Origin of the sequence: Mucilaginibacter sp., assembly GCF_039207105.1 — a bacterium.
Taxonomy (GTDB): domain Bacteria; phylum Bacteroidota; class Bacteroidia; order Sphingobacteriales; family Sphingobacteriaceae; genus Mucilaginibacter.
In genome coordinates, this window is sequence record NZ_JBCECK010000026.1 from 1 (window position 1) to 11,921 (window position 11,921).

14 protein-coding genes are annotated in these 11,921 nt (G+C 36.6%); 6 read left to right on the plus strand and 8 right to left on the minus strand.

All coding sequences use genetic code 11. From position 1 onward, the window contains the following. Positions 1 to 1,118 (minus strand): DEAD/DEAH box helicase family protein (locus tag AAGC65_RS07675; protein WP_343111845.1); only part of this gene is annotated, 1,118 nt, incomplete at its 3' end. A 6-nt stretch (positions 1,119 to 1,124) separates the two neighbouring features. Next, entirely contained in the window at positions 1,125 to 3,140 is a 2,016-nt protein-coding gene (locus tag AAGC65_RS07680; protein ID WP_343111846.1) for a site-specific DNA-methyltransferase, read from the minus strand. 426 nt (positions 3,141 to 3,566) lie between these two features. Here AAGC65_RS07680 and AAGC65_RS07685 point away from each other — a divergent pair, with 426 nt between their 5' ends. After that, positions 3,567 to 3,848 carry a hypothetical protein gene (locus AAGC65_RS07685; protein ID WP_343111847.1) on the plus strand — a complete coding sequence of 94 codons (282 nt, stop codon included), beginning with the start codon at positions 3,567 to 3,569 and terminating at the stop codon, positions 3,846 to 3,848. A gap of 13 nt (positions 3,849 to 3,861) precedes the next feature. On the opposite strand, the gene AAGC65_RS07690 is transcribed toward AAGC65_RS07685, so the two are convergent. Continuing rightward, positions 3,862 to 4,158: a hypothetical protein gene (locus AAGC65_RS07690; protein WP_343111848.1), complete on the minus strand. Its 297-nt coding sequence runs from the start codon at positions 4,156 to 4,158 to the stop codon at positions 3,862 to 3,864. Between the two features lie 456 nt (positions 4,159 to 4,614). On the opposite strand from AAGC65_RS07690, the gene AAGC65_RS07695 reads away from it, so the two are divergent. The 5 genes from AAGC65_RS07695 to AAGC65_RS07715 all read left to right on the plus strand — a co-directional run bounded on the left by AAGC65_RS07695 (position 4,615) and on the right by AAGC65_RS07715 (position 8,615). Further along, a complete protein-coding gene (locus AAGC65_RS07695) occupies positions 4,615 to 5,625 on the plus strand; it encodes an ATP-binding protein (RefSeq protein ID WP_343111849.1) in 1,011 nt (336 codons plus the stop codon). 175 nt (positions 5,626 to 5,800) lie between these two features. Continuing rightward, positions 5,801 to 6,025: a hypothetical protein gene (locus AAGC65_RS07700; RefSeq protein WP_343111850.1), complete on the plus strand. Its 225-nt coding sequence runs from the start codon at positions 5,801 to 5,803 to the stop codon at positions 6,023 to 6,025. A 276-nt stretch (positions 6,026 to 6,301) separates the two neighbouring features. Beyond that, positions 6,302 to 7,219 (plus strand): hypothetical protein, encoded by a 918-nt coding sequence (locus AAGC65_RS07705; protein ID WP_343111851.1) that lies wholly within the window; start codon positions 6,302 to 6,304, stop codon positions 7,217 to 7,219. Continuing rightward, positions 7,216 to 8,160: a hypothetical protein gene (locus AAGC65_RS07710; RefSeq protein ID WP_343111852.1), complete on the plus strand. Its 945-nt coding sequence runs from the start codon at positions 7,216 to 7,218 to the stop codon at positions 8,158 to 8,160. The genes AAGC65_RS07705 and AAGC65_RS07710 overlap by 4 nt, the downstream gene beginning before the upstream one ends. Next, complete coding sequence (locus tag AAGC65_RS07715; RefSeq protein ID WP_343111853.1) at positions 8,157 to 8,615, plus strand: hypothetical protein; 459 nt, start codon at positions 8,157 to 8,159, stop codon at positions 8,613 to 8,615. Before AAGC65_RS07710 ends, AAGC65_RS07715 begins: the two co-directional genes overlap by 4 nt. Positions 8,616 to 8,745: 130 nt before the next feature. Here the strand turns inward: AAGC65_RS07715 and AAGC65_RS07720 are convergent, their stop codons facing one another. From AAGC65_RS07720 to AAGC65_RS07740, 5 genes are all read right to left on the minus strand, one after another. Then, positions 8,746 to 8,937 carry a hypothetical protein gene (locus tag AAGC65_RS07720; RefSeq protein WP_343111854.1) on the minus strand — a complete coding sequence of 64 codons (192 nt, stop codon included), beginning with the start codon at positions 8,935 to 8,937 and terminating at the stop codon, positions 8,746 to 8,748. Positions 8,938 to 9,154: 217 nt separating this feature from the next. Beyond that, the gene (locus AAGC65_RS07725) at positions 9,155 to 9,712 is read right to left on the minus strand and encodes a recombinase family protein (protein ID WP_343111855.1); all 558 of its coding nucleotides are present in this window, start codon (positions 9,710 to 9,712) and stop codon (positions 9,155 to 9,157) included. Positions 9,713 to 9,716: 4 nt separating this feature from the next. Continuing rightward, on the minus strand, positions 9,717 to 10,664 hold the full coding sequence (locus AAGC65_RS07730; protein WP_343111856.1) for a toprim domain-containing protein: 948 nt from the start codon (positions 10,662 to 10,664) through the stop codon (positions 9,717 to 9,719). A 145-nt stretch (positions 10,665 to 10,809) separates the two neighbouring features. Next, complete coding sequence (locus tag AAGC65_RS07735) at positions 10,810 to 11,013, minus strand: hypothetical protein (RefSeq protein ID WP_343111857.1); 204 nt, start codon at positions 11,011 to 11,013, stop codon at positions 10,810 to 10,812. 7 nt (positions 11,014 to 11,020) lie between these two features. Then, a complete protein-coding gene (locus AAGC65_RS07740) occupies positions 11,021 to 11,872 on the minus strand; it encodes a DUF72 domain-containing protein (RefSeq protein ID WP_343111858.1) in 852 nt (283 codons plus the stop codon). Positions 11,873 to 11,921: the final 49 nt, after the last annotated feature.

Sequence of the window (11,921 nt, forward strand, 5' to 3'; positions counted from 1 at the left end):
TTTACATTGCTTTCGTGCTCTTTTGCTGAGGTTACTATTAAGACCTTTTTGTTACTTGCATCTTCGTATGAAATTCCATCCATTTTGACAAGAAAGTCGCAAAGGAGTGATTTGAATTGTCTTGCTAACCGGATGTCTTTAGTTATTAAAAGGGTAAGAGGTTTAATTTTTTGGTAAACTTCTTTATTAGAATGGTGAATTTGATAAATTTTTTGATACTTAATCGGTTCATCATGAACCTCATCTTTATCAGTATAATAAACAGTTTTCACAAAATTGCTTTCAATGGCCGCATTAAGTGAAAATCTATATATAACATCATTAAAATATTCGCTTTCTATGTAAGCGGTTCCAGTGAACCCCAAAATGTAACGAAAATTATAGGTGGTGTCCGTCAAAAAGTTTTTCCATTTTTTTATTGCTTTTTGATCATCCGTGCTGGCTTCAATGGTATTGTAAGCATGATGAACTTCATCATTTAGCACTAAACATTTTTCACCTTTATTAAAACCTAAACTATCAAAAATAGAAGTGCGATTTTTTAAATAAACCGCATGAATGTTCTCTATACATATATCACCAGGGAAAATAGTTTTAGATGCATCAATGATATTAGGGCTTTTAATTAAAGCTGATTCCGGTATTGAGCTGGCTAAAATAGGATCATTATTTAAGTAATTAAACTTGTCGGTTAACCCCTTCTCAATTGTCAAAGATGGGCACAAAATTAGCACCTTGTCGACAAGGCCTAAGCCCAAGGCAATTTGTGCAATTCCATACATTACAAAACTTTTTCCGGTACCTGTAGCTAAGTCAATTGTTCCTGAAAGCTTGCCTGGCAATTGGAGATCTTTTTTATAATCATCAACTGTTTTATACCGCTCCCTTAGCTCCGAATTGTGATTAAAATTTTCTTCGACTAAGCCTTCAATGCTTTTGTAACGGCCAGAAAATAAATATTTAATCCCTATTAGAATTGCTTGTTTTTGATAGGTTCTATCTACACACAAAATATCTAAAAACCTGTCCCAATCTTCTATAGGAAAGGTAAGGGGGTTAACCACAGGATTAACATTGAGAACAAGCGACTGGGTTTTAAAAACTAATTTATCTTGCATACGAACCTACTGGTTTTTAAATTCTTCCGTAAATTCATTACCGTACACATCTATATATTTAACACAAATTCTCTCTCCACAATTTTGAGGGTATATTACGAGTTCTTTTTGATGTTTAAGCTCCTCTTTGATTAGATCGTCGGCAATGTCTTCATTTTCCTGCTCCTTCTTTTTCTTTTTTAGATTAAGTAGATCGGCTGCAAAATGATTTTCAGTCATTGAAAATTCTTTGCCGTTAAAATCTGCATCAACCACAACCATAGATAAACTTTCAAAATTATCCATATCTCGACCCGTACCATCCTCCGGGAGAGTAGATAAAAATCTCGATATGACTAATTTTTTGTTGTCGAAACTCGATACCACTTCCGGGTCGCGTTTGAAATGAAATCCTACGGCATCGTCAAGCGTATTTAGCTTGCCTTTGCTTTGTGGCTGCCGAAACTTCTTAAATTCTTGTTTATGTAGCTCTTGTATTATCTGATACGGTACTTTTAAAAAATAGTATCTAACATCATCGATTTCATAATAATCCGATATGAAATCAATAGCGTTTGCAGGAGCTATTATATAAAATCTCTTACCTACTTGTTTTCCTATTGCTTCGTGTAATTGCTCTAAAAAAGTAACATCCACGCTTGCATCAGTTTGATATTTCCAAAACTCCCAAACTAAGACGTAAGACCCATTCTTGTCACCAACAATTTCATACCCTTTTACTTTTTTAGGGGTTTTAACTACTTCAAAAAGAGGCAATACAAAATCAATGTATTTATCTTTTCCTAATTCAAAGAGTTTAGCAAGGTCGTAGTGACCGACGTTTACGGTAATAAAGCTTTTAGCCTTCTTGTCATATCGTTTACCAGATTCTAAATCTTTGGTATCTTGGATGGTAAGCATCCGCTTTTGCATTGTATAAAATGATAGCTTACCAATATCACAAGTTATCCAACGACGGCCTAATTTTTCAGCCACTGCCGCTGTAGTACCACTGCCGCCAAAAAAATCAAGTACCAGGTCATCGGGGTTAGTGGATGCCTTAATAACCCTTTCAAGAAGTTGTTCAGGTTTTTGGGTTGGGTAAAAAGTTCTTTCAATTGCTGCCTGATTTACTATATCAATTTGCCAATAATCGAATGGGGCATATCCGTCCCCTAAATATTCCCTGACCACCCATTCAGGATTTGTGATTTCCCATTGAGGGTCAACATCTTTTTGTGACCTAATTGGACTTTCGGCTATACCCCTTCCGCTCAATCTATATGGCTGCCCATTTTCATCCCGATATTTATATTTTTTTATAGTATTACTTGAATAATTTTCAAGTACTTTATCCCAATTAAAAATATGTCCATTAGCTGTTTTTGAGTACATCAATAAATCATCGTGCTTTCTGTTCCAATATCGCTTTGAAAACTGTCTTGTTTTATAGCACCATACAACATTATTAACAAAGCAGCTTTCACCAAAAACCTCGTCCATTATTACTTTGATGTAATGGCTTTTTTTCCAGTCCAAGTGAACATATACAGTTCCATCTACTGCTAACAACTCTCTTGCAACTATTAATCTCCTTCTGATAAATTCTATAAAATCGCTATTTTTAGCTTTATCAGTATAAGCTATTTGGCCTGTCTTAGCATCAAAATCGCTGGCAGTCCCAAATGGTGGGTCGATGTAAATTAGTTTAACCTTGCCCTTTACTCTATCTTTGATTAATTCATCTGAATTTTGATAACAAGTTTTGAGAAATTGAAGATTATCTCCAAATACTATCATGTTACGCCATCCGTCATCAAATAACTCCCGCTCACCGTTAAAAATTTTTTCGATCTGTAATGGCACTGGCAAAACACTATCTTCCCCTCTAAGCACATCTTGCTTACGCATTTTCCCGGCATAACGTAATTCATATTCCTTCTGAACAGTAGGAAATAATTTCTCTTTAAAATCATCTGGTAAGAACTCACCCGACGAAATTTTGTCTAATATAAATTGTTTTTCTTCTACGGATAGTTGCATTTATAAGGTTTATAGTTGTTAAATGTAAAGAAATATTTGTAAGGATATATGCATTTTTTCCTATGAACTTTGGCTGGAATAAATGTCAAATATACCAAATATGTTAGTTTTTAAATCTGCAATATTTAGCGGAATAACCATTATAACCACCTGCTGAATTAAGTAATTAGGTTGATTGTAGTCGTAAAGAAAAAGCCGTCCAAACTTGCTTCAGACGGCTTTTAACCTAAACCTTATCACAATTAAACCGGTAAGTTTACCAGTTCAATGAACGCGAATATATCATTTTATTCATAAGAAAGTGCAAATTGAATTTTGCATAATTTAACAATTCATTAGTTTTTAAGCCTTTGAGTACGGTTTTTGTAGGTTAATACAAATCTACTGGTTCTGTTAAGAACCGGCTAAAAATTAAATATATATAACATGGGATATTTTGTAACACCAGTGATTCTTGATATTGATACACCAGAAGGAGGTACAAGAACCGTAACGATAGTACCGGACTTTATAGAAAGCGAAAAACGCTTTACCGGCGCGTATGAAATTTTGGAAGAAGAACATAGTCATGGATATATCGCATTTGATGATGCCCACGAGCATTGGGAGCATGGGGAAATGCCAGATTTATCTTATTCAGAAATTGTGCAGCTTGCAGCATTCATTAAAGACCATGAGGATGCAGATTTGGATGGTGTCGAGTTTTAAAGCTCCGGAATTTTTAAATAGGGGTTCTTGAAAGCTCCATTTCGGGGTAATCAAGTGGCCCAGCTGCATACCACTTGATTGCCGATTCTATAGCATAGTCCGGCTGATCTTTATAGCCAATAGTTTGAAACATTAAAGGGTCACCGTAATCATTTCCATAATACTGCACTTCGGCATCATTAATTTCTTGTTGCTCATCTTCATCCATTGGTATAACCTCTATTACCAATTCGTAAATTACATCCATAATTAAATCCCGCCTGGGGTTAAGTCCGTTAGATGACCAATGATATTGTTGTTCTAAGTTCATATTATAAAATTAAAAATTGTGTTTTAACTATCATTTGATAAAAGGAAACGAAAGTAAGTACTTGATTTCAGTTCGTATTTTTGAGGGTCGACAAAGTATAAGGGGTCGGTAATTTATTGGGGTAAGGCCTGGGCTAATCTTGTCGCTTTAAACGTCCTCATTATATGAGGTTGTTATCTGAAAATCAGTAGAGCATTATAATAAACAAAATATATACTTTTGTGAAATTTTCATTTCATACTCAACGGAGTAATGAATGATTATGACTTATTGAAGATATTGCGTTAAGCTAAAACTCGTATAGAAAACTGGTAATTTTTAGTGCACGAGGGATAGGCAGGACGCTCATGCTATGGCGTGGGCTTGCTTATTTTGTGCACGGGTATACCAGTACCTCTATACGGATAGGTAGGTTCTACGCCATTCTTTGAGAACCTAAACCGCAAAATCTGTTCAATGAAAGTAAACAAGCTCATCGACAAAAAATTTCATTCAGTTTCTGTATTAGAAGATACACGAGACATAATGGAATGGTTTAAAACCTGCTCATACCTCGCCGTTGAAGATGACGAAGGTAACATTGTAGGAATAATTACACATCAAGACTTGATCAGACAGCCGGAATGCCGTGCAGTGATTGATTGTAACTTTATAAAGCCAAAAGTTACCCCTGAAAATACATTATTGCAAGTACAGAAGTTAATGGCAGAGGCCGATACGGATGTATTACCGGTATATGAAAACAGGGTTTTTCTGGGGACTATTTCTTTAAAAGATGTTGCTGACCGGCTTGCTGTAATTATCAGTGAAAATCAGCAAACGTACCAAAAGGTTGTTCATGACTTAAGAAACCCCTTATCTAACATTCAAGGTCTTACCTTTTTATTGGCAGATTCGGTAACAGAAGATAATGAGATAAGGGAATTGATCGACCTTTGTAAGCATTCATCAAAGCACATGGCTGATATTTTAGATGACTTAATATTTGTTGAGTTGGATGAAAATAAGGCCTTAAACAAAGAGCCTACCGAACTAAACGCCTTCTTCAAAGAATGTATAAGTGAAATGCAAGTGCTATGCCAGTTAAAGCATATTGAGCTTGTGAACGTAATAAGCGATAAAAAAATAATAAAGCGGATAGATAAAAATCAGTTAAAAAGAGCAATTCAAAATGTGTTATCGAACGCCATCAAATTTTCATACCCAAATAGTAGCATTAAGGTGGGGAGTATGATCGGAGGTGACAAAGTAACTTTAAAAATAACTGATTCTGGTATTGGTATACCAGGCGACTTGCAACCTTACGTATTTGATAAATTCACCCAAGCTCGAAGGCCAGGAACTAATAACGAGCCTACAACTGGCTTGGGGCTATGCTTCAGCAAGCAAAGTATTGAGCGGCATCAGGGCAGCATTAGATTTACCAGTACCAAAGCGAAAGGCACAATATTTTATATAACCCTTTAGATAATAACAGCAAAAAGAAAATGATAGCATTAGTTAAACTGATCAGGCGTATGGCCGCGTAAAAACACTATCATATTTTCAACCAGGTAAATTCTCCAGCTGATGAATATGATAGCAAAATCAACAAAAAGCTGGGCTTAAAACCGGAATAATACTATGATTTAATATTAAGCAAATGGATGCAAACGCTATAGTTAGAGAGTTTAAGCTACGATACCTCATTGACGATAATGAGCAAACACCGGTAAATGAAGAATTGACTAAATGGTTTCTCTTTATGATTTTCGGCAAGGGTAAAACTATAAAAGATTTAAATTCGGTGGAATTTAATAGACTTAAATCAAGCGTTCTGGAACTTATGGACTTGGTTTACATGTGGCAACAGGATATTAAGGGTTAGAAAGAATACTATCAAATCCTTGCGCTGCACCTGGTGCCCGGCGCAAAAAACACTATCATAAATCCGGTAGGCCTGGGCTGATCTGCCCCTGTTCCGGATTAAAAATGATAGCAAAAGGTTTTTAAATCTGTATAATAAATCATAATTTTAAATCGACCTACTTATCATATTATGCGAATACTTTTATCTATAATACTATACCTCTCTTTTTGCAGTGTTTCTTTCTCGCAAACAAATAAGCAATCTTACATTAACGCTTATAACGAACAATTGAGCATGTTGAATGGGAAAACCAGTCCTAATTTCAAACGGTCTGTTTTCTTAACTGAAAGTGCATATTATGGAGGAAAGCTCAATTATCAATCCTTTTGTGGGGATATTACTAAAATAGCCATACAGTTAAGACAACTGATACAAAATAAAGGTATTACAGGTTATAAAACAGCAGGTAATTGGGCTGCTTTTACATTTATGACTGATACAATACCGGCAAACTCATATAAACCATTTACTTATGATTTTGATGATTTTACGGGCATAAAAGACTGGTCAAAGCAATTTGTTACCAAGCTTTTAAAAACCCATTCCGGCAATTGCCATTCCCTACCCTTCTTATACAAAATAATTTGCGAAGAAATTGGGTCAAAGGCTTTTTTAGCCCTGGCACCAAACCATGTTTATATTAAGCACCTGGACGAAAAAAACCAATGGACGAATGTAGAACTTACAAACCCCGGCTTTCCGCGCGATCAGTGGATAATCAAAGAAATGGCGATAAGCGTTGAAGCCATAAAGAAAAACATCTACATGAACCCACTAACGGAAAAAGAGAGCGTTGCTATGACAATGTTTGATCTTGCCTGTGGTTATAAATCGTTATTTGGCTATGATAAGTTTGTGCTACAGGTTTCAAATACTGCGTTAAAATATTACCCTAAATGTGTTCCGTTAGTACAATTAAGGGCGAACTGCCTATTGTCAATGATTAACAAAGAAAAAAAGAAAACCAAGCCCGATACAGCTATCCTTTTTGCAAACATAGCCTTACATAAGCGGGCAATGGCCGATGTTAATCAATTGGGTTATAAAGATATGCCTATAGAATTATATAGAGATTGGGTACAATCTGTAGAAAAAGAAAAAAAGAAACGGGGACTTATTAAAAGCAATAACCAACAACCTATCCAAAAATGAAAAAACTGATCGTGACCCTTTTAATTTGCATTATTGCGGGAATATCCCAGGCGCAAGATAATCCTTATAAAATCTTTGGGTACAAACCAAAAGCTGAATATAAAGACAGCCCTTTGGATATTTATAAAGTAAATAACGCTGATAAAGATTCAAAAATTAAGTATTTAACTTTAGACAGGCAGAATAAGGTAATTCGGTTATTAGGCGACCGAGATAGTTTAATTAAGGTTATTACTTATACAGATCAGGACTTGTTAAGATGGGTGACGGTAGACCCAAAAGCAGAGAAATATCCTCAATTATCCCCTTATAATTATGTAAACGATAATCCAATGAACAACATTGACCCTAATGGAAAAGAGATTATCGGAACCGATGGTAAGGCGGTTACATATTCAATTAACAAAGAGGGTGCCGTCTCTTGGTCAAAAAACGCATCGGCTGGGACACAAATCATCGGGAATGCTTTAGTTAAAAGCGGAGCCGTTGGTGACTTGAATGCTTTTAGGGATTCAAAAGTTCAAGTAACTTTGGTTTATTCTACCGAAAACAATCCAAACGAAATCGGGCATACCGATAACTCATATATTCACGGTACCGACCAAGTGGCGAAATCCACTGTTACAGTTTATGGCGGGGCTATTGATGATATGGCTAACAAGGTTGCTAATGGAACTGTCTACGCGGGTGATAAAGGCCACTTACAAACCGCTGCTTTACAGGCGGGTGATAAAGATGCAGTTGTGGCAGCAGCAGCCGGTCATGAGCGGATTCACGCGACAGATCAAACTAATCAAAGCCAGGTTAAATCAAATCTCACAAAAGGCACTAACTTCGATACTGAAAAAGCGCCAAATGCAAACGAAACCCAAATCTTGCAAAACAACGTGATGAAAGATGTAATCAAATCGATTCCTTTACCAATACCTGCGAAATTATGAGGTTATATTATATCATAGGCATTTTTACGGTGGCGATGCTTTGCGGTCAACAAAGCCGCGCACAACAAAAGCAAGATGAAAAACGGCATCTTACTATGATTAAATTTTTGCTTAATCAAAAGGAGTTAACCGACTATAGCGATACCATTCCCTCGAATTTAGATGTAATGTATGACCGTCCAATTTTAAAAATCAAACAATCGGCAAAAACTGTGATGGTATATATATTCGGCACCTACTCACCACATGGGAAAAGGTTTATTGCCTTAATTGATCAAACAGGTATAAAGTTATTAGAAAGTAAAGATTTGGCTCCGGATATGAAAGTCATTTTAGGATTCTTAAAACGAAATAAAGTGAATAGCTCACAGGGATATAAATGCCTTGATTCAATAACTGAAGCTTACATATATAATAGTAAAAGAAACTTTAGGCCGGTACCAGAAGAAAAATAGCCTACAGTGAAATAACGGAATACTATCAAAATAACAAACGTCGCCTGGCAGCCGGTCGCAAAAACACTATCATTAATCCGGCAGGCCTGGCCTGATCTGCGCCCGCTCCGGGTTTTAAATGATAGCATTATTATTCTTCCCCAATATCTTCAACGTCGTTTTCTAATAACCACTTTTTGAATTTTAAAGGCTCTTTCGAGGTGTAATGCACGATGCGACCATTTTTTAACATAATGGTAAAAAGGTCGCTCGCTGCCTTAAATTTTTTGATATTGGTAGCAGATTCACTAAAATCTGCAAAAGTCTTTTCTATGTTTTTCATAAGGTTAGGGTGGGTAAAGTTAACGTACTTACTGATAAACGAATTTAATTAAGAAATAATCGATTTCACTATCATAACAGACCAGCTCGAAGATCTCCAGGAAAAGAAATTGCTATCATAACTGCTCGGAGATCTCGTGGCCGGCGAAATATTTTGCTATCATTTTAGCTTTTAGCTCGGCCCGATCGTAGGATGCGCCAGTATTAGACTGATAGTATTATTTATAATTAACGTATTTGTAAATGGTAGTATTGCTTTTGATATCAAGCGTTTTTCTAATATCTGCAATAGGCACCTTAGCTGCATAAAGCTTTTTTACCGCTTTCATTTTAATTTCTGCTTCTTGCGTTAAGCCTTTCGGTCGCCCTCCTACTCTACCCCGTTCTTTAGCTGCTTTTAAACCGGCCATCGTCCTTTCAATTTGAATGGTTCTTTCATTTTCCGCAAGAATGGCGTTTAGGCTAAACCATATTTTACCCATTGGGGTTGCTGTATCTATCCCCTCACTAATAGAAATAAACCTTATATCTTTTTCTTTAAATTCCGTCATCAGCTTGATTAACTCCCAGGCTGTACGCCCCAACCGATCAATCTTCCAAACTACGACTGTATCACCGGCCCTGAGCTGAGTATATAAGGCCTCCCACTCCTTCCGATACTTTACGCCACTTTCTTTTTCAAAAAAGAGCTTATCGCATTCATATTTATTTAAAGCATCATCTTGCAAGTGCAAGTTTTGATCTTTTTTTGAAACTCGTTTATATCCAAATACCATAATATTATCGCTTGATTTTATATTCGGGCTTGCGCTGCGCTACCAAAAAATCGTTAATGTCATTAAACCCTTTCTCTGCATAAAACGCGCTCTGATCAGTAGCCGACTTTATTAAATTTTTAGCTTTTTGAGTGGCATGCTTACCACCTACCCCATCACGGCCATTATCGAAGTAAGTATGTACTGGGATTCCCTTTTCGGTCGATTTTTGCTCAACTTTCTTACATAAGGTTTCGGTAAGGTTGCCGGTTCCGTTTAGTAAGATGGCATTATAACTCTCGTGAGGAAATAAATGCCTATAGCTGGCAAAATCCATAGAACCTTCAAAAAGCTTTATACTTTGTGGATGATTACCGATAGTAAAGGTGGAAATCCCGCCGCCGTTAAGGTTGCCCTTATACACACTTGATCGGACAGCATAACCCTGATTCGCATTTACAAAGCCTAATGCAAAAAAATTGCCTGTGCCATTTGACCAGTGCACTTCTTTCGCTACTCCGTCGACATCTTTTAGTTCCAATCCTCGGCTATGTAAATAATTTACTAAGGCGGGATGTTGCACCTTATCCAAAACTTTCAAAATCTCAATATTGTATTCTGTTTCGCCATTTTTCTTAAAAAAAGCGTGGTAACCATCAGCTACTATATCTGTGTTGTTCGATAAACGTTTGATGGCCTCCACGAATGTTTTTTTCTCAAACATTTGTACAGCTCTTATAATATCCCCTCCCTCGCTTGTCGCGTGATCATACCAAACGTTCTCGTTGTCTTTAATACTAATGGAGCCTGTTTTTTGATGGTCGAAGCCAAAAAAATATTCCTTCCCCTTTTTGCCCTCATATCGTAAAGCGCCTATACTTTCGAGCCTGAAAAAATAATCAAGCAAAGACATTTCCGATTTAATTCTTGCCGCTTCTGCGGTTAATACTGCATAGTCTTTTTGGGTACTCATAATTTTACATTTAAAGGTAGGTATTAATAAATAAAGTGTAAACAGTTTTGTGTAACGGTTTAGTGTAATGATTTAGACATAAAAAAAACCGACTTCTGATCGGTTCATTTAATTACATAAAAACGTTCGTTTTAATGTAAGTCTTTTACTGGTTGGGCAATTTATTTCGCTTAAGCCGGTTTAGCCTTTTCCGTTCTTCATCAGCCGCCCGTAAATCTTCTATATCTTCATCAGACAGGGATTCTAAAAATTTTTCTCGTTCGTCCCAAAGCTTTTGTTGATCTTCCTGCTTTTGCCATTCTCTATCAGCTTTATCAAAAAGGTAATCTTCCTCGTTTTCTATATTCATATTACAACTATTTAAGGCATTCCTTCAAATATAGTGATAACTCGGGTTCATATCGCGGCTCATTATGGCTGATAAAGAAGCCGATTGACTGCATACCGGCTGCTTCCCAATTCTTAATTTTATGTGACCATTCTTTCAGTCTATGCCGATCAATATGATCATCGCCTGATGCCGAAAAACGGACATAAGCATGTGGGACAGTTAAATTCATGTGTACCGCATCACGCCTTCCTGGTGTATCAGTTATCGCTAAACCAATATTGTGAGCACTAAGCAATTCCAAAACCTCCTTAAAAGCCTTATCAGTAAACCAATCCTTATGACGCATTTCAATAAATAACCTAAAATTCTGCGGTAAGGCCATTAAGTAAGCTTGCAGCTCTTTAAAACTTCGAGGTGAAAAATTTTGCCCTAACTGTAATAATGAAGGCCCAAGTTTTTTGCCGAATGCGGTCAAGCTGGCAAGGTGGGTGGCAGTTATGTGATCAGCATTTTTTAAACGGCGTATATGTGTTATACTTTGCGGCATCAATGGGTAAAATTTGAAACTGGGATAACTCCTGGTTTTCGCCTCCCATTCTGTAACTTGTTCGTAAGTAGCCGTTTGATAGAAAGTACTTTTTGATTCTACAGCATTAAAGTGCTTAACGTACTCTTGGAGAAATTCTTTGTCTTTAGTGAGAGGTGGGTATATCTTTCCAACCCAAGTTTTATGTCCCCATCTGCTACAACCAATAAAAATTTCAGATTTGCCAATTGCCCCTGATTGCTTTAATATTGCCACGGTATGTTGTGGGTCGCTCGGCAAAGAAAAGTTTATTGCAGAAAGCTGGTCAACGTTAATTCGTCCAAATTCCATAAACGGCAAAATAAACAAATGACGGCATAATCTCGTATTTAATACATCC

Coding starts and splice junctions, on each gene's coding strand:
- AAGC65_RS07680 (WP_343111846.1), bottom strand. CDS start 3,140: ATGCAACTATCCGTAGAAGAAAAACAATTTATATTAGACAAAATTTCG.
- AAGC65_RS07685 (WP_343111847.1), top strand. CDS start 3,567: ATGGGATATTTTGTAACACCAGTGATTCTTGATATTGATACACCAGAA.
- AAGC65_RS07690 (WP_343111848.1), bottom strand. CDS start 4,158: ATGAACTTAGAACAACAATATCATTGGTCATCTAACGGACTTAACCCC.
- AAGC65_RS07695 (WP_343111849.1), top strand. CDS start 4,615: ATGAAAGTAAACAAGCTCATCGACAAAAAATTTCATTCAGTTTCTGTA.
- AAGC65_RS07700 (WP_343111850.1), top strand. CDS start 5,801: ATGGATGCAAACGCTATAGTTAGAGAGTTTAAGCTACGATACCTCATT.
- AAGC65_RS07705 (WP_343111851.1), top strand. CDS start 6,302: ATGTTGAATGGGAAAACCAGTCCTAATTTCAAACGGTCTGTTTTCTTA.
- AAGC65_RS07710 (WP_343111852.1), top strand. CDS start 7,216: ATGAAAAAACTGATCGTGACCCTTTTAATTTGCATTATTGCGGGAATA.
- AAGC65_RS07715 (WP_343111853.1), top strand. CDS start 8,157: ATGAGGTTATATTATATCATAGGCATTTTTACGGTGGCGATGCTTTGC.
- AAGC65_RS07720 (WP_343111854.1), bottom strand. CDS start 8,937: ATGAAAAACATAGAAAAGACTTTTGCAGATTTTAGTGAATCTGCTACC.
- AAGC65_RS07725 (WP_343111855.1), bottom strand. CDS start 9,712: ATGGTATTTGGATATAAACGAGTTTCAAAAAAAGATCAAAACTTGCAC.
- AAGC65_RS07730 (WP_343111856.1), bottom strand. CDS start 10,664: ATGAGTACCCAAAAAGACTATGCAGTATTAACCGCAGAAGCGGCAAGA.
- AAGC65_RS07735 (WP_343111857.1), bottom strand. CDS start 11,013: ATGAATATAGAAAACGAGGAAGATTACCTTTTTGATAAAGCTGATAGA.
- AAGC65_RS07740 (WP_343111858.1), bottom strand. CDS start 11,872: ATGGAATTTGGACGAATTAACGTTGACCAGCTTTCTGCAATAAACTTT.